The sequence below is a fragment of the Pseudarthrobacter sp. CCNWLW217 genome (genome assembly GCF_037203985.1).
Lineage (GTDB): Bacteria > Actinomycetota > Actinomycetes > Actinomycetales > Micrococcaceae > Arthrobacter.
In genome coordinates, this window is record NZ_JBBCBT010000005.1 from 25,313 (window position 1) to 43,664 (window position 18,352).

Sequence of the window (18,352 nt, forward strand, 5' to 3'; positions counted from 1 at the left end):
ATGGTTTGCACCAATCTGCAGCGTCTGCCACCAAGAAGAGTCATCACTTCGAGGAACTGAGGTAACGCAATGCATAAGAAATCACTGCTTGGTGCTGCGGTCTGTACGTTGGCGTTGGTGGGGCTGAGCGCCGGTCCCGTTTCTGCTGCAAGACCGGATGATGCTCCCCGCGGCCAGGTGGAAATGGGCCCCGACCACGCCAGGTCCGCCTGTGCCTTCTCCGGGCTCAACGACGACCCCACGGAGGCCTTCCCGTTTGACGGACAGGTCCAGTCTTACGGTCAACTCGTGAAGAGGGGTGTCAAGGACTTCTTCCCGAAGCCGGGCCTTGCCTGCAATCCCAACACACCGCCTATGGAGGAGCACTAGGTAGACCGCAGTTGGCCCCGGTAGCGGGGCCAACCGCAGTCTAAGGCACGTGCTACGCCGGGGCTTTAGGAATCATGATCCACAAGGCGATGTAGACCAGCTCGCCGATCCCCACGAGGCCAAAGATCACAAAGCCGAGCCTCACCAGGAACTTGGGAAGCCCGAACCGGGCTGCCAAGGCAGCGCAGACGCCGCCGATGATTTTCCCGCTGCGCGGCCGTACCAGAGCTGTAGTCATGCCGCCACGCTACCGCGATCCCCGTACTCCCACCAGCCCCGGTGCGGTCCGCTGCGGCGTCTTTTGGGTCACGATGTTCCGTTGACTTCGGGGCTGTGGGGGCATACCTTTCGATCAGGATGCGCCTTCAGCATCTGTGATCCGAATGAGCCCGGGGGGACCCCTAACATCGCGGTACACATCCCTTGGAGCAGGATATGAAATTCACTTCGCGCCTGACGGTCACGGTGGTGGCCCTTCTGATGGCGCTTTTCGGACTCACCGCCGCCCCCGCCAGCGCCGCCCCCAAACCTGTCTCCCTGACACAGGTTTCGGCCACGCCGGCGAACAACTTTGTCAGCGTCGAACTAACGGTGAGGTGTGACCCTGACAAGACCTACATGTTCCAGATATTCCAGGTCTTCCAAGGTGAAACGGTCGGATTCAACGATGAACCAAACTTCCTGCCCGCACCCTGCGGCACCCGCGAAACACAATTCGTTTCGGGGATGACCGGCCTGTTCACCACCGGGAAGGCCCAGTTGCGGGCGATCATCTACCTTTGCGAGGCTGGCGAAACCGATCCCACAGCCTGTCCCACAGTGGAGATATGGAAGGATGTCAGGTTGCGGGCCTGAATTGCCCACAGCCCACAACAGCCAGGCGTCCCTACATGTGGACGTGCAGGCGCCGCGCTGCTTCCGAAATCGATCCACTGAGTGACGGGTACACCGTAAACGTGCTGGCGACGTCGTCGACGTGGAGCTTCTGCTTCACCGCGATGGAGATGGCGAAGATCAGTTCGGACGCGTTCGGTCCCACCACAACGCCACCGATCACGGTCCCGGAGCCCTTGCGCGCGAAGATCTTGACGAAGCCGTCCTTGTGGTTGCGCATCTTGGCCCGGGCGTTGCTCTTGAGCGACAGTTTGACGATGTCGCCTTGGTATTTGCCGGACTGGATTTCGTCCTCGGAAACACCCACCGAGGCGATCTCCGGCGATGTAAAGATGTTGGACGCCACCTGGTGGAGCTTGATCGGCGTCACGCTGTCGCCGAGGAAATGGGCGATCGCGATCCTGCCCTGCATCGCGGCCACGGAGGCAAGCGCCAGGACGCCGGTGCAGTCGCCCGCGGCGTAGATGTTCGGAGCAGTGGTGCGGGAAACGCCGTCGACCTTGATGTGGCCGCTTTCGGTGAGCGCCACGCCGGCTTCTTCGAGGCCGATACCAGCGGTGTTGGGAATCGAGCCAACACAGACGAGGCAGTGGCTGCCGGTGACCTTGGAGCCATCGCCCAGGGTGACCACCACGCCGTCGTCGGTCCGTTCCACGCTCTCTGCGCGCGCACGGGACAGGACCCGGACGCCGCGGCGCTCGAAGACTTCCTCCAGCACCTCGGCGGCGTCGGTGTCGGAACCCGGAAGTACGCGGTCGCGGCTGGAAATGAGGGTGACCTTGGAACCAAGGCCGTTGTAGGCGGAGGCGAACTCAGCGCCGGTCACGCCGGAGCCCACTACGATGAGTTCCTCCGGAAGCTCATCGAGGTTATAGATCTGGGCCCAGTTCAGTATGCGTTCCCCGTCCGGCCGGGCAGTGGGCAGTTCCCGGGGATGCGCTCCCACGGTCAGCAGAATGGTGTCCGCTTCCACAATTTCGGTGCCGTCCGCGGTCAGGACTTCAATCGTGTGGTTGTCCACGAGCTTGCCGGAGCCCAGCAGGATGCGGACGTTCTGGTGTTCCAGTCCGGACGAGATGTCCCGGGACTGCTGGCGGGCGAGGCCCAGCAGGCGGTCGTTGATGTGCTTGAGGTCCGCCCGCATCACCGGCACAAAATCGCCGCCATCGACGTCGAACTTCACTCCCAGCTCCCCTGCCTCGCCAACGCGGGTCATCAGGTCAGCGGTGGCGATCAGGGTCTTGGAAGGCACGACGTCGGTGAGCACCGCAGAGCCGCCCAGGCCGGCGCGTTCGATGATGGTGACCTGCGCCCCCAGCGAGGCAGCCACCATAGCGGCTTCGTATCCGCCCGGGCCACCTCCTAGGATTGCGATCCGGGGTGAGCTGAAATCAGGGTGCGTAGTCACAAACAACCATTCTCGCGCATGCGGCCCCGCACCACCAATAATCAGGCTTGCCCATGGTGCGGATCACGGGCAGTCGTGACGCTGTGCACAGGGGCAGCGGCACGATAACTTGTACCAGTGAGTAATACAGACTTCCTGAACACTGACCCCTTTGCCGCCGCCCGCGCCGCCGCAGACTACATCGCCGCCGAAACCGGCGTGGAGCGCCACGACGTCGCTCTGGTCCTCGGGTCAGGGTGGGCTGAAGCCGCTGACCTGATCGGCGCCACCACTGCCACGCTGGCCGCGGACGAGGTCCCCGGTTTCCATGCCCCGGCGGTGGAAGGCCACGTGGGAACCATCCGTTCGGTGCTCACCAGGGAAGGCAAACGGGCCCTGGTCCTCGGCGCCCGCACGCATTTTTATGAGGGTAAAGGTGTCCGTGCCGTAGTCCACGGCGTGCGCACGGCTGCCGCCGCCGGCTGCGGGACCCTGGTCCTCACCAACGGGTGCGGTGGCCTCAATGAAAGCTGGATTCCGGGCACCCCTGTCCTCATCAAAGATCACATAAACCTCACCGCGGCGTCCCCGTTGGAGGGGGCCACCTTCGTTGACCTGACAGATCTTTACTCCGCGCGCATCCGCGGGCTGGCCCGTGAGGTCGACTCTTCGCTGGAGGAGGGCGTCTACGCGCAGTTCACGGGACCCCACTATGAAACCCCGGCTGAGGTGCAGTACGCCAAACGGATCGGTGCGGACCTGGTGGGCATGTCCACGGCGCTGGAAGCCATCGCCGGCCGCCATGCGGGGATGGAGGTGTTCGGCATCTCACTGGTCACCAACCTCGCGGCCGGCATCAGCCCGGTCCCGCTCAGCCACCAGGAAGTCATTGAGTCCGGTCAGGCCGCCGGACCGAGGATCTCCAAGCTCCTCGCGGAGATCATCGCCCGGTTGTAAAGGGTGTCACGTGCGGGTTCCGGTCAGTCTGCTGACCGTTTCCTGCCTGGCGTCCGGAAACCGGCGTTCGATGGCTTGGGCTATCCCGGCGACAGATTGCCGGGAAAGCTCGGTACGCCAGGTGACCTCAGCATGCCGCATGGTCTGCGAAATGAGGCAGGTCCGTGCGTAGTCAGCGTCCATGTCGCCGCCGGGTGCGTCCTTGAGGATGCCTTCGCACCTGAAGGTATGCTCGTCCCCTTCGATGGCCAGGACCACGTCCAGGACGGAGATCCGGTCCGGCCGGCGTGCCAGCTGGAAGCCGCCCCTCGGACCTGATACCGATGCCAGGATGCCTGCCCGGACGAGGGCCTGGAGCTGTTTGTTCAGGTAGGCAGCGGGTAATTTGTAGAACTCGGCCAGACGCGCACTGCTCACTGCCTCCCCCATCGGGGTCCAGGACATGTTGACGCAACTGTGCAACGCCCACTCCACGCCCTGCCCCATCTTCATATTCGAGACACTACTTGTCCAGAAAATTTACTGTCAAGGAAATCGGGCACTCGTCGTGCTCCGCTGTGCGGGAAGGGGTGTTCGGGGACTTTTCTTCGGAGCAATGACGATAGCGTTATGCCCATGACGTCCACCGATGCCGACTCCCGCCTGTTCAGCCAAGCCCGCGACTGGGCCGCCCAGGATCCGGATTCCGAAACTTCCGCCGCACTCGCTGAACTGGTCCGGCAGGCGGAAGACGGGGTTGGCGCTGCCCGCCAGGAACTCACTGACAGCTTCAACGGCACCCTGCAGTTCGGCACAGCTGGCCTCCGCGCGGCTCTTGGCCCCGGGCCCAACCGGATGAACCGCGTGGTGGTGCGCCGCGCAGCGGCGGGCCTGGCTTCCTTCCTCAGCAACGCGGTCAGTTCCGCTTCACCGGGCACCCGGCCGCGCGCCGTCGTAGGTTTTGATGCCCGCCACAACTCCGATATCTTCGCCGAGGAAACTGCGGCGATCTTCACCGCCGCGGGATTTGAGACCTTCCTGATGCCCTCCGCACTTCCCACGCCGCTGCTGGCTTACGCGGTGAGGGCGCTGGATTGCGACGGCGGCGTGATGGTCACTGCCAGCCACAACCCGCCCCAGGACAACGGCTACAAGGTCTATTTGGGCCGCCATGCCGTGGAAGAAAGCGGACGAGGGGCCCAGATCGTGGCTCCGTATGACACCGGAATCGCAGCGCGGATCAATGCTGTGGGCCCTTTGGACTCCATCCCCCTCGCAGCTGGCGGCTGGACTGTATTGGATCCGTCCATCGCCGCCGACTATCAGCGCGCCGCCGCAGCACTCGCCGATCCGGCACACTTTCCGTCCCGTGACCTGCGGATCGTCCTGACGCCCATGCACGGCGTCGGCGGGGAAACGGCGGTGGCTGTGCTGAACGAAGCCGGCTTTGCCGACGTCACCCTGGTGGCTGAACAGGCCGCCCCGGACCCGGAGTTTCCCACGGTGAGTTTCCCGAATCCGGAAGAGCCAGGCGCCCTGGACCTGGCCCTGGAAACGGCTGTGCGTGTTGATGCTGATATTGTCCTGGCCAACGATCCCGACGCGGACCGGGCGGCAGTCGCCGCCAAGGATCCTGACACGGATGCCTGGCGTATGCTGCGCGGTGATGAGGTGGGGGCACTCCTGGGCGCGCACATCGTGACGCGGCTTGCGGCCAGTGGCGAGGAAAAGCCCGACGGCGTCCTCGCCAATTCCGTTGTTTCGTCACGGCTGCTCGCACGCATCGCCGCCGCGGCCGGGTATGCACACGAGGAAACGCTGACGGGATTCAAGTGGATTTCCCGTGTGCCCGGTCTGCTCTACGGTTACGAAGAAGCCCTGGGCTACTGCGTGGCCCCGGACCTGGTCCGTGACAAGGACGGCATCTCAGCTGCCGTGCTGATCGCGGAGCTCGCTGCTGCCGCCAAGGCGGCCGGCAAAACAGTCTTCGACACCCTTGATGAGCTTTACCTTCAGCACGGCCTGCACGCCAGCGACCAGCTGAGCATCAGGGTAGCGGACCTTGGCCTGTTGGATGCCATGATGAACCGGCTCCGGGTCAGCCCGCCCGATTCATTCGGTTCCTCCGCCGTGGAAACGTTCGTGGACCTCGCCGAAGGCAGCGAACACCTGCCGCCCACGGACGGTCTTTTGTACCTGACCCGGGACCAGACCCGGGTGATCATCCGCCCCAGCGGCACTGAGCCGAAGCTCAAGTGCTACCTGGAAGTGATCAAGAATGTAGAGTCCGCAGCGGAACTCCCCGAGGCACGCCAAGCCGCACGCGCCGCCCTGGACCAGGTGCTCGGCGACGTGCGGGAGGCCCTCGGCCTTTAGCGGGAGCTTAGAGCTCGATTTCGATGAAGCCGTCGATGATGCGGGTGTTGAAGGTGTCCAGCCGCAGCTCAGCCGTACCGAAGCATTCGCCCGTTTCCAGGTCGTAGACCTCTTTGTGCAGCGGCGAGGCAATGGTGGGGCGCGTACCGCGGGAGCCGAGGATGCCTCGGGCCATGACATGGGCGCCGGTGGCGGGGTCCTCATGGGCTACCGCGAAAATCTCGCTGGGGCCGGTCCGGAAGAGGGCTACCTGGCGGCCTGCAATGAGTGCGGCCTCGCCCCAGGACAGCTCCAGTTCTTCCACGGCGCAGACGCGGTGCCAGCCTGTGGCGGTGTCAGTTTCTGTGGCGAGTGCCCCAAGTTCCAGTGTTGCCGTCATGTCGGCTCCTCTCCCTGTGCTTGCTTGGCCACCTGTATGGCCGTACTAACAAGCTAGGCGTCCGGTGTTTCATGGGCATGCGCTGAATGTGTCCGGCGCGTAAAAGAGACCTCACCCGGCCGGAAATGCGTTCGTGATGCAGAAGTTAAGTTCACGAAACAATTGGGAAACTGAAGCGAAACTGCGGCTGCCTAGTCTGGATGGACAAGCTGCAGAGCACCGTCTGCGGCCCATGCGAAAGGCCCACAGTGACCGAACAGACTTCAAGCACAGAGACTCCGCGCCGCATCGTCGTCGCCGGCGGCGGCCCGGCGGCCCACCGTTTTGCGGACGCAATGTATGCCCGCGGCCTCGAAGGCTGGCACGTCACGGTCCTCACTGAGGAAGCACACCTCCCCTACGACCGCGTGGCGCTCAGCAAGGCCCTGACGGAAATGGACTACGACCTCACCCTCGGCGAGGCGAGCATGTGGGACCACGAGGCCATGTCCCTGAAGACCGGCGAGCGCGTCGTCAAAATCAACCACGAAGCCAAGTCCGTGGAAACCGCGGCCGGAAACGTCTTTGAATACGACGACCTCGTGGTTGCCACGGGCTCGAATGCTGCCCGCCTGCCGATCCCCGGTGCCGAGCACACACACGTCTACCGCACGCTCGAGGACGTCTGGGCCATCAACAAGGCCATTGCCGAACTCACCGAGAAGCTCGGCCGCAAGGTTAACGCGGTCACCATCGGTGGCGGCCTCCTCGGGCTCGAGTCTGCAGCCGGCACGGAGCAGTTGGGCGCCAACCCGATCGTCATCGACGGTTCGCAGTGGCTGATGGCTACACAGCTGGATGAAGGCGCGGGCCAGGCCATGGGCCGGCTCATTAAGTCCAAGGGCTTCGAAGTGCACGGCGGCGTGTTCCCTTCTGAGGTGCTCTCCGACGACGACGGCCAGGTCACCGGTGTCCTCATGGCTGACGGCCGCGTCATCGATGCTGACCTTGTGATCGTCGCGATCGGCGTCCGGCCGCGCGACGAACTCTTCCGCGCGGCCGAAGGAGAGGAGCAGGTCTTCTCGCTGGGCCAGCGCGGCGGCGTGGTCATCAACGACTACTGCGCAACCGAGATCGACGGAATCTGGGCCATCGGTGAAGTGGCCAACTTCGGCGGCATGTGCCTGGGCCTGGTTGCCCCCGCCAACACCATGGCCGAGATCGTCGCCGACCGCCTGCACGGCGGGGAAGCCACTTTCCCGGGCTTCGACACCGCCACCAAGCTCAAGCTGTCCGGCGTCGACGTCGCCAGCTTCGGTGACGCGTTCGCCAAGACCGAGCACGCCCTTGAAATCGTCTACGCCGACCCGGCCCGCGGCGTCTACCAGAAGATTGTCACCACCGACGATGCCAAGACCCTCCTGGGTGGCATCTTCGTGGGCGACGCTACCCCCTACACCAGCCTGCGTCCGCTCCTGGGCCGGGAACTGAGCGCCGAGCCCGGCGCGTACCTCTCGGCCGCTGGCGGCGGTGACGCCCCGGACACCGAACTGCCGGACGACGCCATCCTGTGCTCGTGCAACAACGTGTCCGCCGGAACCATCCGCGACACCGTCAACGGCTGCGGCGCCTGCGAAGGCAACGCCCCGGTCCAGGAACTCGGCGAACTCAAGGGCTGCACGCGTGCCGGAACCAGCTGTGGCTCCTGTGTCCCGATGCTTAAGAAGCTGCTGGAAACCGAGCTCACCAAGTCCGGCGTCGAGGTCTCCAAGGCCCTCTGCGAGCACATCGAGCTGTCCCGCCAAGAACTCTTCGACGCCATCCGCGTCCTGGAACTGACCTCCTTCGAAGAGATCATGGCCAAGTACGGCACCGGTGCTGGCTGCGACATCTGCAAGCCGACCATCGCCAACATCCTCGCCAGCCAGAACAGCGCCTACGTGCTGGACGCCGGCCGCGGTACCCTGCAGGACACCAACGACCGCGCCCTGGCCAACATGCAGAAGGACGGCACCTACTCGGTGGTCCCCCGCATCGCCGGCGGAGAAATCACCCCGAAGAAGCTCGGCGTCATCGCAGCGGTAGCCGAGAAGTACAACCTGTACACCAAGATCACCGGCGGCCAGCGCATCGACATGTTCGGTGCCCGCCTCGAAGAGCTCCCGGAAATCTGGAAGGAACTGGTGGACGCCGGCTTCGAGTCCGGCCAGGCCTACGGCAAGAGCCTGCGCACGGTGAAGTCCTGCGTTGGTTCCACCTGGTGCCGCTTCGGCGTCCAGGACTCGGTGGCCATGGCCATCCAGCTCGAGCTCCGCTACCGCGGCCTCCGCAGCCCGCACAAGTTGAAGATGGGCGTCTCCGGGTGTGCCCGTGAATGCGCCGAAGCCCGCGGCAAGGATGTTGGCGTGATCGCCACCGCCGACGGCTGGAACCTGTACGTCGGCGGCAACGGCGGTGCTACCCCGGCCCACGCCCAGCTCCTGGCCAAGGACCTCGACGACGAGACCCTGATCAAGTACATCGACCGCTACTTCATGTACTACATCCGCACCGCAGACCGCCTGCAGCGCACCGCGCGCTGGCAGGAGGAGCTCGACGGCGGCATCAAGCACGTTGAGGACGTGGTGGTCAAGGACACCCTGGGCATCGCCGAGGACCTCGAGGCCGCCATGGCCAAGCACGTCGACACCTACGTCGACGAGTGGGCCGACACCCTGAAGGACCCCGAGCGCCTGCGCCGGTTCCGCTCCTTCGTCAACGCCCCGGACCAGAAGGACGACTCCATCACCTTTGTTTCGGACGAGCGCGGCCAGATGCGCCCGGCCACCCCGGAAGAAAAGGGGAAAGTCCTCATAGGAGCTTCCATCCCCATGAGGCCCCGCGACGAGAACGAGGTATAGGCATGCAGCTCAGCATTGATCTCACCGGCCGCGAAGTCCTGGTCACCGGTTCGGACCACGCCGCACGCCAGGCGGTCCGCCGCTACGAGGCAGCCGGCGCCGTCGTCTACCGCCTCAGCACCCCCCAGGGTGCCGGGCATGACGGCCCGCTGCCCGAGCGTCCATTCCTCGTCGCAGCGGTCGACGACGGCCAGCCCGGCTGGGATGCCCTGCTCGAGCGGTGCCGTGCAACCGGCATCCCGGTAGCAGCTGAGCCGTCCGCCGGCCCCGTGGGCCATGTCACCCTGGTCGGTGGCGGACCTGGAACCACCGAACTGCTCACCGTCGCCGCCATGAAGGCCCTCCGCGACGCGGATGTGGTGTTCTACGACCGGCTGGCTCCCTACCAGGAACTGCCGTCCATGACATCGGCCGAACTGGTCGATGTTGGGAAGAAGCCGGGCCACCACAAGGTGGGCCAGTCCGATATCGAAAAGCTGATGGTGGAAAGCGCCCTCGCCGGAAACAACGTGGTCCGTCTCAAGGGCGGCGATCCGTACGTCTTCGGCCGCGGCGGCGAGGAAGTCGCCGCCTGCGTCGCGGCCGGCGTCAAGGTCCGCGTCATCTCCGGCGTCACCAGCGCCATCTCCGTCCCGGCTGCTGCCGGAATCCCGGTGACCCACCGCGAAGTCAGCCACATGTTCACCGTCGTCTCCGGCCACGCGCCGCTGACCGAAAAGGAACACAAGCACCTCGCCGGACTCGGCGGCACCATCGTGGTGCTGATGGGCATCGGAACCCTGCACCAGCTCGCCGCGGGACTCCGCAAAGCCGGGATGCGTCCGGACATGCCCATGGCCGTCGTCGAACGCGGATACCGCCCCGGCCAGCGGACCACCATCGCGGACCTGGGCACCATCACCTCCGCTGCTGCCGGCTGCAGCAATCCCGCCGTGCTTGTCATCGGCGAGGTGGTTCGCGTGGCTGAGGCCAACCGTGGGCATGCCGAGGCCGCCGCCGACCTGGACAGGCTGGCGGCCTCGCTGCTCGGTTCATGAAAGGATTGAACCCCATGAACGCACTGGCACCCGCAGAACCCCAGGTTGAAGAAACCTCCGGGCAGGAGGCGGCGGACTCCCCGTTGGAGGGTTTCCGCATTGGAGTAACTTCGCACCGGCGCTCCCGGGACCTCATCGAGGCCCTCGAACGCCGCGGCGCTGAAGTTCTGCACGCACCGGCACTGAAGATCGCCCCCGTGCAGGAGGACTTCCGCCTCATTGAGGACACCAAAGCCATCATTGCCGCACGCCCGGATCTCTGCATCGCCACCACTGCCTACGGCATGCGGCGCTGGTGCGAGGCTGCCGACTCCTTTGGCATCGGCGAGGACCTGCTGGACACCCTGGCAGCCTGCCGAATGTTCGTCCGTGGACCCAAAGCCCGGGGCGCCGTCCGCGCGGCCGGCCTTGCCGACGTCGGAATCAGCAGTGACGAAACCACCGCAACGCTGGTGGACATGCTGCTGGCCGAAGGCGTGCGTGGCAAGACTGTGGCCGTCCAACTGCACGGCTACACGGATGTCCGGCAGTTGGAGCGGCTCCGCATGTCCGGCGCAACCGTCCTGACCGTGACGCCCTACCGCTGGGTCAAGCCCGACGGCGAGGACAAACTCCCCCGGCTCATCGAGGCTGCATGCAGCGGCAACCTGGACGTCCTGACGTTTACCAGCGCGCCCGCGGTGGATGCCATGTGGAGTACCGCCCATGAGATGGGTGTCTACAAGCAACTGATCGAAAGCCTGAAAACCAACGTGACGACCGCTGTGGTCGGACCCGTCACCGCGCAGCCGCTGCTCGACGCCGGGGTGACCCCGCTGATCCCGGAGCGGTTCCGGATGGGCGCCCTCATCAGGCTGGTGTGCGAGCATCTCGCCCTTAACCATGTGCGCCGCCTGGACACGAGGTCAGGGAATATCGAGTTGCGCGGCCGCAGCCTGCGGATCGACGGGCAGCAGGTTGAGCTGGCCCCCGCGCCACTGCTGCTGCTGCGTGCGCTGCTCGGTGCCGGCGGGGCCGTGCTGTCCCGCGAATCGCTCTCGGAGCTGCTTGAGCTCAGGGGCTCAGTCCACGCCCTGGACATGACGGTCAGCCGCCTTCGGTCGTCGTTGCCGGATGGCCGCCTGGTGGAGACCGTGGTCAAGAGGGGCTACCGGATCCGCGTCTAACGGCGCGGGCTCCGGCCCGTTTGTGTCAATCGGGACCGTAGTGAGAGGTGCGTCACGGGTTCTGTTACCGGGCGGTAAACGTTGGCGAAAAAGCACTCTCAGGACGGCAACAGCGGGGAAACACGCTGGAAAAGCCAGCCGCCTACGCTGGGATTCATCAACGAATTCCCCGGCCGCTCTGCGGCCGCCAGCGAAAGGGCCAGCACATGTCCGCTCCGGCACCGTCCACCACCGTCTCCCCGGCCCCGCGCATCGTCATCGCCGGTGCCGGCCCCGCCGCGCAGGCGCTGGTCCGCCAGTTGGACGGTGCCAGGTTCCGCGGAACCATCACCGTGCTAAGCAACCGGGACGACGCTCCGGCCGAGCTCCTGGACCTTGCAGAACTGCCCCAGGTCTCGGTCCGCTTCGGTCAGCCCGCCAGCTTCATCGACCCGGACAACCGCACAGTCACTACTGCGGACGGAATGGAATTCAGCTACGACGAGCTGGTCATCGCCACCGGATCGGCCCCGGTCTCATCTCCGGTTGCAGGAGCCGGCCGCTGCCTGAGCTACTCCACAATTGACGACGCCGCCCGGATCGGCGACGCCGTCAACGAAGTCACCCGGGAGCTGGGCAGGCGGCCACTCGGGATCCTGGTAGGCACCGGCGCCGCAGCCGGACAGGCCGAAGCGGTGCTGCGTGCCCGGGGCGTCAGGCCCATCCGCACCACAGTCCGGCCCACCGCCGTGGTGCACTCCATCGATCGCGCCGGCACCGGGCTGACCGCGGCCGGGATCGTCTTTGCGGACGGCAGCAGCATGAACGGTGACCTGGTGGTCCTGGCCGAAGAACGGGTCTCCCGCGACGGCCTCGCCGCCAGCGCCGGACTCGCCACCGCTCCCAACGGCGGAATCGCCATCAACAAGGAGTTCAGGACCTCAGTTCCCGGCGTCTGGGCCATCGGCGATGCAGCAGCGTTCGACGGCGTGCGGCTGGGCTTGCTGGTTGCCGCGGCTTCGGCCGCCGGAGCGTGCGCCATGCAGCTTATGACGGCTGTAGCAGCGGAAGACCGGGTTCCGGTGGCCGCCTGACGCCTGTGGCAAGATGGTCACCGGAAGAGCCATGGACACCGTGGCATGTTGCGGCCCACGAGGCCCCGGAAAGGACCATCATGATGAGCAACGAAGCCACTCCCGCCGCGCAGACGTCAGCCGGCACGGAGCAGTCGCAGGGCAACATCGCTTCCTTCATCGACCACACCCTGCTCAAGCCCGAGGCCAGCGAGGCGGACATCCTCAAGGTCTGCGCCGAAGCCGCCGAGTATGGGTTCAAATCCGTCTGTGTCAACCCCATCTGGGTGAAAACGGTCAAGACGGCGCTCAAGGGATCCGGCGTCCTGGCCTGCTCAGTGGTCGGGTTCCCGCTGGGAGCCACTCCCACCGACGTCAAGACCTTTGAAGCCCGGGGCGCCGTCCTGGACGGCGCCGACGAGGTCGACATGGTCATCAACATCGCCGCTGCCCGGGCCGGCGACAAGGGCGCCCTGGTGGAGGACATCGCCTCAGTTGCCCAGGCGGTGCACGCCAGCGGCGCCATCCTGAAGGTCATCATCGAAACGGCCCTCCTCAACGATGCCCAGAAGGTCCTCGCCTGCGAGGCTGCAGTGGAGGCCGGCGCTGACTTCGTCAAGACGTCCACTGGCTTCAACGGTGGCGGAGCCACCGCCGAGGACGTCGCCCTGATGCGCCGGACTGTCGGCCCGGAACTGGGCGTCAAGGCCTCTGGCGGCGTACGGTCCCTCGCCGACGCTCAGGCTATGATTGCTGCAGGTGCAACACGTATTGGTGCCAGCTCCGGAATTGCGATCGTCAAGGGTGAACAGGGTTCATCCGGCTACTGACACGGATCCGGAAGTCGCCACAATTTGAGCCCCGCGGGGCCAAGGAGGAATGAATGTCCAGCAAGACCACAGCGTCCAGTGTCAACACTGTCCAGACCCCGGAAAACGAGAACAGCCTCGTCACCAGCATCGTCCTGTTTGCTGTCATGATGGCGCTCTTCCTGGGCTCAATCTACTCGCTCTCATTCCTGACGCTCGGCAACCCGTGGCCGATGGCCGTCTGCCTGGGCCTCTTCGGCCTCGCGTTCTGGATCCCGCAGACCATCACCGGCCGCTCCGATTCTGCCGGCGAGCACTAAGCACCCGCTAAAACATCCGCTAAAACATACAGGCTGGGGCCCCGGATTTTCCGGGGCCCCAGCCTTTTAAGAGGTCGTCTCAGGTCGCGCCGAAAAGGCGGCTGAACAGGCCCGTTCCGAGTGACAGGGCAGCAGGGAAGTGTGATTTCGCCAAAACCCAAGCTGCCACGCACATGCCCACCATGGCGTAGGCGCTCACCGGTATGAGCACCAGCCATTCCCGCTTGGACCCGGCACGGCCCAACAATGGCAGGGAAAAGGCGCCATTGGCTCTCCAGACATCGTTGATCACGGGCAGTTTCCGCAGGAACTTGGGTGGCTTGATAACGATCGGCCAGAGAAGTGGGACGCCGCCCGTTGTGATCATGTCACCCACGATGTGGACCACCACCCCGGTCAGCATCGACACAGGCAACCAGGTCCACTGGTCCGGGGCGAACCACGTGACAAGCCCGGCCATGGTCAGGGCGAACACCCAGTTGCTGAGGAAGCCGGACTTGGGGAACAGCTTCAGTGCCTTGGCCGCGATGTTAATCATGAACATGCACAGCAGGCCGGCGCCCACGGACAGCAGTCCCCAGTCCGTCTGCAGCTGGAACTGGCCGGCCACCATGGCCAGCAGCACGAAAAATGCCGCCCCCAGCACCGAGTGCGTGCCCTGCCTGTGGCCCCCGCTGGCGTTCTCAATGCCCACGGCAATCACGTTCGATAGCGGTGGCAATGAGTTGGCTACCGTACTGTGCCGGTGGTCCCAGTCGCACACCAGCGCGGTCCCCGCCGTCGCCATGCCACCTATCAGGATGCCAGTGGCGTCAAGCGGATACCAGCCGAGGGTGTAGGGCCCGGTCGAAGCAATAGCTACCCACGCCGCGGCTCCCGACGCGGCGTGATGTCCTCCCATCAAGACTCAACCCACCGCCAGCGGGGCGTCCGAGAAGATGTTGCGGATGACACCGTTGGCCCATTCCAGGATTTCCGCGTCCTGCAGGTCCCTGCCGCCGATCTTCGCGGTCTTAGGCTTCGGGATGAGGACGGCGTCCAGCGCAGGCTTGGGCTGCGAGCCGGGGTACATCCTGGCGAGGCGCATCACCTTTGACTCCGGCAACTGCGCCGGAGAGAACTTGATGAAGTTACCCTGCAGGGCTACGTCGGAGAGTCCGGCTTCGCGGGCGCCCACGCGGAAGCGGGCAACAGCTATGAGGTTCTTGACGGGCAGCGGGGGCTCCCCATAGCGGTCCACCAGCTCTGCGTGGACCTCCTCAATGGCCTCGTTGGTGATGGCGGAGGCCAGTTTCCGGTACGCTTCCAGACGCAGCCGCTCCCCCGGTACGTAGTCGTGAGGCAGGTGGGCGTTCACCGGCAGTTCGATCTTCATCTCGGCGGCCTTCTCCTCGGCGTCGCCGCGGAAGTCGGCCACTGCCTCACCCACCAGACGGATGTAGAGGTCGAAGCCCACGCCTTGGATATGTCCGGACTGCTCGCCGCCCAGGAGGTTGCCGGCACCGCGGATCTCCAGATCCTTCATGGCCAGCTGCATGCCGGCACCGAGCTCATTGTGAGTAGCTACTGCCTTCAGGCGCTCCAGGGCGACCTCACCCAGCGGCTTCTCGGACGGATACAGGAAGTAGGCGTACGCGCGTTCCCGGCCACGGCCCACACGGCCACGGAGCTGGTGCAGCTGGGAGAGGCCGTACTTGTCGGCGCCATCGACGATGAGGGTGTTGGCGTTGGAGATATCCAGGCCGGTTTCGATGATGGTGGTGCACACCAGCACATCGAACCGCTTCTCCCAGAAGTCCACGATGATCTGCTCGAGCCGGCTCTCGGACATCTGCCCGTGCGCGACCTCCACCCGGGCTTCCGGAACCAGCTCACGGACTTTCGCAGCAGTCCGTTCGATGGTGGACACGCGGTTGTGCACCAGGAACACCTGGCCCTCACGCATTAATTCGCGGCGGATGGCTGCCGAGGTCTGCTTGTCCGTGTAAGGACCAACGTAGGTAAGCACGGGATGGCGCTCCTCCGGCGGGGTGGCCAGGGTGGACGTTTCCCGGATGCCCGTCAGCGACATCTCCAGTGTGCGCGGGATCGGCGTGGCGCTCATGGCCAGGACGTCCACATTGGTGCGCATCTTCTTCAGCGCTTCCTTGTGCTCCACCCCAAAGCGCTGCTCCTCGTCCACGATCACCAGGCCGAGGTCCTTGAACGCGAAGTCCTTGGACAACAGCCGGTGCGTGCCGATGACGACGTCCACGGAACCGCTCTTGACACCCTCCACGGTCTCTTTGGATTCTTTGGCACCCTGGAACCGCGACAGCGCCTTGACCCGCAAGGGGAATCCGGAGAACCGCTCGGTGAAGGTCTCGTAGTGCTGCTGCGCCAGCAGGGTGGTGGGCACCAGGACGGCTACCTGTTTCCCGTCCTGGACCGCCTTGAACGCCGCGCGCACGGCAATCTCCGTCTTGCCGTAGCCGACATCTCCGGACACCAGTCGGTCCATGGGGATCTCCCGCTCCATGTCCGCCTTGACCTCGTTGATGGTGGTCAGCTGGTCCGGCGTCTCCACATAGGGGAACGCTTCCTCCAGCTCCCGCTGCCAGGGCGTGTCCGGCCCGAAGGCGTGGCCGCGGGAGGCCATCCGCGCGGAGTACAGCCGGATCAGCTCGCCGGCGATCTCCTTGACCGCTTTACGGGCCTTGGACTTGGTGCTGGCCCAGTCCGAGCCACCCATCTTGCTCAGCACAGGGGTATCGCCGCCGACATAGCGGGTCACCTGGTCCAGCTGGTCGGTGGGCACAAACAGCCGGTCCCCGGGAGCGCCGCGCTTGGACGGGGCGTATTCCAGGACCAGGTACTCGCGTACCCCGTCTCCGCCGCCCGCAACCTTGCGCTGGATCAGCTCCACAAAACGGCCGATTCCGTGCTGTTCGTGCACCACGTGGTCGCCGCCCAACAGCTGCAGCGGGTCCACGGCGTTCCGGCGTTTGGACGGCATGCGCCGCATGTCCTTGGTGGAGCCGGCGGACGTGCGTCCCAGCAGGTCGGCCTCGGTCAGCAGGCCCAGCTTGAGGCTGTCCAGGACAAAACCGCGTCCGACGGCGGCCGTGGTCACCTCGATGATGCCCGCCTGGGGTTCCTGGTCAAGGGTGTCCACCCTGGCACAAGGGATGTCGGCGTCGTGGAACAGTTCCGCAAGGCGCTGGGCAGGTCCGGGTCCTTCGGTGGCCACCACAATGCGCCACTGGTCCCGGACGTGCGAGCCGATGAAGTCCATCATCTCCGCAACGTCGCCCTGGTACCCGCGGGGTTCGCGTGCGTGGAGGTTCAGGACGTCGATTTCCGGCAGCAGTTCCTCGTCTGTGGCAAGGGATGTAATGGACCACCAGGAGACCTCGTGGTCCAGGGCGGAACTGCGGGTGTCCGTCAGGGAGCGGAAGCTGGCGGAGTGCAGGGCTGCTGACGCCTGTGAGCTCAAATCCAGTGGCGCCGTGCCTCCATCGGACGCCGTGGACCAGGCGGCTTCGAGGAACTCCTCGTTGGTGGCGGCAAGATCATGCGCACGGGTGCGGACCTTTTCCGGTTCGATCACCACTGAGATGGAACCGGCAGGCAGCTGCTCCACAAAGGGGACCATCGCATCCACGAGTACCGGCGCCAGGGATTCCATGCCCTCGACCGTGATCCCGCCGGCAATTTTCTCCAGCATGTCAGCGGCGGCCGGCAGTTGCTGCTTGAGGGTGGCCGCCCGCGACATCACCGAGGGCGTGATGAGGATTTCGCGGCAGGGCGGGGCGTGCAGGGCGGTGGGGTGGTGCAGGCCGGGCGAGGACAGCGAGCGCTGGTCTGCGACGGCGAACCAGCGCATCTGGTCCACCTCGTCGCCGAAGAACTCCACCCTGATGGGGTGGTCCTCCGTGGGCGGGAAAACGTCGATGATGCCGCCGCGGACGGCGAACTCGCCACGGTGCGTGACCATGTCCACGCGGGCGTACGCGGCGTCGGCGAGGCTCCGCACCACATCGGAGAACGGCCTTTCCTGGCCCACCTCCAAGGTGACCGGAACCAGGTCACCCAATCCGGCCACGATGGGCTGAACCACCGCGCGGACTGGTGCCACCACGACACGCAGGGGTCCCGCCGTCGAAGTTTCCGGGTGCGCCAGCCTGCGCAGGACGGAGAGCCGCCGGCCCACGGTGTCTGAACGGGGCGAGAGCCGCTCGTGTGGCAGGGTTTCCCAGCTGGGGAACTCAGCCACCGAATCGGCGGGGAGGTACGCGCGCAGGGCCGCTGTCAGATCCTCGGCTTCGCGTCCCGTCGCGGTGACTGCCAACACCACGGCCGGGACCCCGCCGTCGGACGTTTCTTCTGCCGTGCCCGCGGCGGCCAGGCCGTCTGCCATTTCTGCCAGCAGGACCGCACGCAGGCCCGCCGGTGCGCTGATCTGGTAGTCCTGGCCACGTACCTCAAATCCCCTTGCAGCCTCGGCCCTGACCCGGGCGAAGGTCTGGTCTTCGGCCAGGACACGGCGCAGTCCATCAAGCGACGGACCGGGATGGGAGGTACCAGTGCGGGAGGCGCTCGGGCTCATGGCAGAAACTCCTGTGGTGTTCAAGGGGATCGCAGGCAACGCGAAAACCCGAAATTCGCTTCGAATCCCGGGTAGTTCCAGCCTACCCCCCGTGAACCACACTAAGCTTTCAGGACCCACGGCCGTCCGGACAGCCTGCCGCTCCGAATGGTTTGGTGAG

Annotated in this window: 16 protein-coding genes; 10 read left to right on the forward strand and 6 right to left on the reverse strand. The window is 65.4% G+C overall.

The features are described 5' to 3' along the window. The first annotated feature begins 69 nt into the window (after positions 1–69). Positions 70–369, forward strand: a complete 300-nt coding sequence (locus tag V9L18_RS07480) for a hypothetical protein (RefSeq protein ID WP_337346563.1) — start codon at positions 70–72, stop codon at positions 367–369. Between the two features lie 52 nt (positions 370–421). On the opposite strand, the gene V9L18_RS07485 is transcribed toward V9L18_RS07480, so the two are convergent. Then, entirely contained in the window at positions 422–607 is a 186-nt protein-coding gene (locus V9L18_RS07485; protein WP_267278308.1) for a PspC domain-containing protein, read from the reverse strand. Between the two features lie 197 nt (positions 608–804). Here V9L18_RS07485 and V9L18_RS07490 point away from each other — a divergent pair, with 197 nt between their 5' ends. Then, on the forward strand, positions 805–1,224 hold the full coding sequence (locus V9L18_RS07490; protein WP_337346564.1) for a hypothetical protein: 420 nt from the start codon (positions 805–807) through the stop codon (positions 1,222–1,224). Between the two features lie 31 nt (positions 1,225–1,255). On the opposite strand, the gene V9L18_RS07495 is transcribed toward V9L18_RS07490, so the two are convergent. Continuing rightward, the gene (locus V9L18_RS07495; RefSeq protein WP_337346565.1) at positions 1,256–2,671 is read right to left on the reverse strand and encodes an NAD(P)H-quinone dehydrogenase; all 1,416 of its coding nucleotides are present in this window, start codon (positions 2,669–2,671) and stop codon (positions 1,256–1,258) included. Between the two features lie 117 nt (positions 2,672–2,788). Between V9L18_RS07495 and V9L18_RS07500 the strand changes: the two genes are divergently transcribed. Next, positions 2,789–3,607 carry a purine-nucleoside phosphorylase gene (locus V9L18_RS07500; RefSeq protein ID WP_337346566.1) on the forward strand — a complete coding sequence of 273 codons (819 nt, stop codon included), beginning with the start codon at positions 2,789–2,791 and terminating at the stop codon, positions 3,605–3,607. Positions 3,608–3,613: 6 nt separating this feature from the next. Here V9L18_RS07500 and V9L18_RS07505 read toward each other — a convergent pair whose 3' ends face one another. Next, positions 3,614–4,099 carry an RrF2 family transcriptional regulator gene (locus tag V9L18_RS07505; RefSeq protein WP_337346567.1) on the reverse strand — a complete coding sequence of 162 codons (486 nt, stop codon included), beginning with the start codon at positions 4,097–4,099 and terminating at the stop codon, positions 3,614–3,616. 123 nt (positions 4,100–4,222) lie between these two features. On the opposite strand from V9L18_RS07505, the gene V9L18_RS07510 reads away from it, so the two are divergent. Continuing rightward, on the forward strand, positions 4,223–5,962 hold the full coding sequence (locus tag V9L18_RS07510; protein WP_337346568.1) for a phospho-sugar mutase: 1,740 nt from the start codon (positions 4,223–4,225) through the stop codon (positions 5,960–5,962). Positions 5,963–5,969: 7 nt separating this feature from the next. Here the strand turns inward: V9L18_RS07510 and nirD are convergent, their stop codons facing one another. Next, complete coding sequence (gene nirD, locus V9L18_RS07515) at positions 5,970–6,341, reverse strand: nitrite reductase small subunit NirD (protein ID WP_337346569.1); 372 nt, start codon at positions 6,339–6,341, stop codon at positions 5,970–5,972. A 248-nt stretch (positions 6,342–6,589) separates the two neighbouring features. Here nirD and nirB point away from each other — a divergent pair, with 248 nt between their 5' ends. The 6 genes from nirB to V9L18_RS07545 all read left to right on the forward strand — a co-directional run bounded on the left by nirB (position 6,590) and on the right by V9L18_RS07545 (position 13,604). Beyond that, the gene (gene nirB, locus V9L18_RS07520; RefSeq protein WP_337346570.1) at positions 6,590–9,220 is read left to right on the forward strand and encodes a nitrite reductase large subunit NirB; all 2,631 of its coding nucleotides are present in this window, start codon (positions 6,590–6,592) and stop codon (positions 9,218–9,220) included. Positions 9,221–9,222: 2 nt separating this feature from the next. Continuing rightward, the gene (cobA, locus tag V9L18_RS07525; RefSeq protein WP_337346571.1) at positions 9,223–10,257 is read left to right on the forward strand and encodes a uroporphyrinogen-III C-methyltransferase; all 1,035 of its coding nucleotides are present in this window, start codon (positions 9,223–9,225) and stop codon (positions 10,255–10,257) included. Positions 10,258–10,271: 14 nt separating this feature from the next. After that, positions 10,272–11,423: a uroporphyrinogen-III synthase gene (locus V9L18_RS07530; RefSeq protein WP_337346572.1), complete on the forward strand. Its 1,152-nt coding sequence runs from the start codon at positions 10,272–10,274 to the stop codon at positions 11,421–11,423. A 206-nt stretch (positions 11,424–11,629) separates the two neighbouring features. Further along, a complete protein-coding gene (locus V9L18_RS07535) occupies positions 11,630–12,496 on the forward strand; it encodes an FAD-dependent oxidoreductase (protein ID WP_337346573.1) in 867 nt (288 codons plus the stop codon). 83 nt (positions 12,497–12,579) lie between these two features. Beyond that, positions 12,580–13,305, forward strand: a complete 726-nt coding sequence (gene deoC / locus V9L18_RS07540) for a deoxyribose-phosphate aldolase (RefSeq protein WP_337346744.1) — start codon at positions 12,580–12,582, stop codon at positions 13,303–13,305. A 53-nt stretch (positions 13,306–13,358) separates the two neighbouring features. Continuing rightward, a complete protein-coding gene (locus tag V9L18_RS07545; RefSeq protein ID WP_337346574.1) occupies positions 13,359–13,604 on the forward strand; it encodes a hypothetical protein in 246 nt (81 codons plus the stop codon). Between the two features lie 79 nt (positions 13,605–13,683). On the opposite strand, the gene V9L18_RS07550 is transcribed toward V9L18_RS07545, so the two are convergent. Continuing rightward, the gene (locus tag V9L18_RS07550) at positions 13,684–14,505 is read right to left on the reverse strand and encodes a metal-dependent hydrolase (protein WP_337346575.1); all 822 of its coding nucleotides are present in this window, start codon (positions 14,503–14,505) and stop codon (positions 13,684–13,686) included. A 6-nt stretch (positions 14,506–14,511) separates the two neighbouring features. After that, positions 14,512–18,192, reverse strand: a complete 3,681-nt coding sequence (gene mfd / locus V9L18_RS07555) for a transcription-repair coupling factor (RefSeq protein WP_337346576.1) — start codon at positions 18,190–18,192, stop codon at positions 14,512–14,514. Positions 18,193–18,352 lie beyond the last annotated feature (160 nt).

Coding starts and splice junctions, on each gene's coding strand:
- V9L18_RS07480 (WP_337346563.1), top strand. CDS start 70: ATGCATAAGAAATCACTGCTTGGTGCTGCGGTCTGTACGTTGGCGTTG.
- V9L18_RS07485 (WP_267278308.1), bottom strand. CDS start 607: ATGACTACAGCTCTGGTACGGCCGCGCAGCGGGAAAATCATCGGCGGC.
- V9L18_RS07490 (WP_337346564.1), top strand. CDS start 805: ATGAAATTCACTTCGCGCCTGACGGTCACGGTGGTGGCCCTTCTGATG.
- V9L18_RS07505 (WP_337346567.1), bottom strand. CDS start 4,099: ATGAAGATGGGGCAGGGCGTGGAGTGGGCGTTGCACAGTTGCGTCAAC.
- V9L18_RS07510 (WP_337346568.1), top strand. CDS start 4,223: ATGACGTCCACCGATGCCGACTCCCGCCTGTTCAGCCAAGCCCGCGAC.
- nirD (WP_337346569.1), bottom strand. CDS start 6,341: ATGACGGCAACACTGGAACTTGGGGCACTCGCCACAGAAACTGACACC.
- cobA (WP_337346571.1), top strand. CDS start 9,223: ATGCAGCTCAGCATTGATCTCACCGGCCGCGAAGTCCTGGTCACCGGT.
- V9L18_RS07530 (WP_337346572.1), top strand. CDS start 10,272: ATGAACGCACTGGCACCCGCAGAACCCCAGGTTGAAGAAACCTCCGGG.
- V9L18_RS07535 (WP_337346573.1), top strand. CDS start 11,630: ATGTCCGCTCCGGCACCGTCCACCACCGTCTCCCCGGCCCCGCGCATC.
- deoC (WP_337346744.1), top strand. CDS start 12,580: ATGAGCAACGAAGCCACTCCCGCCGCGCAGACGTCAGCCGGCACGGAG.
- V9L18_RS07545 (WP_337346574.1), top strand. CDS start 13,359: ATGTCCAGCAAGACCACAGCGTCCAGTGTCAACACTGTCCAGACCCCG.
- V9L18_RS07550 (WP_337346575.1), bottom strand. CDS start 14,505: ATGGGAGGACATCACGCCGCGTCGGGAGCCGCGGCGTGGGTAGCTATT.
- mfd (WP_337346576.1), bottom strand. CDS start 18,192: ATGAGCCCGAGCGCCTCCCGCACTGGTACCTCCCATCCCGGTCCGTCG.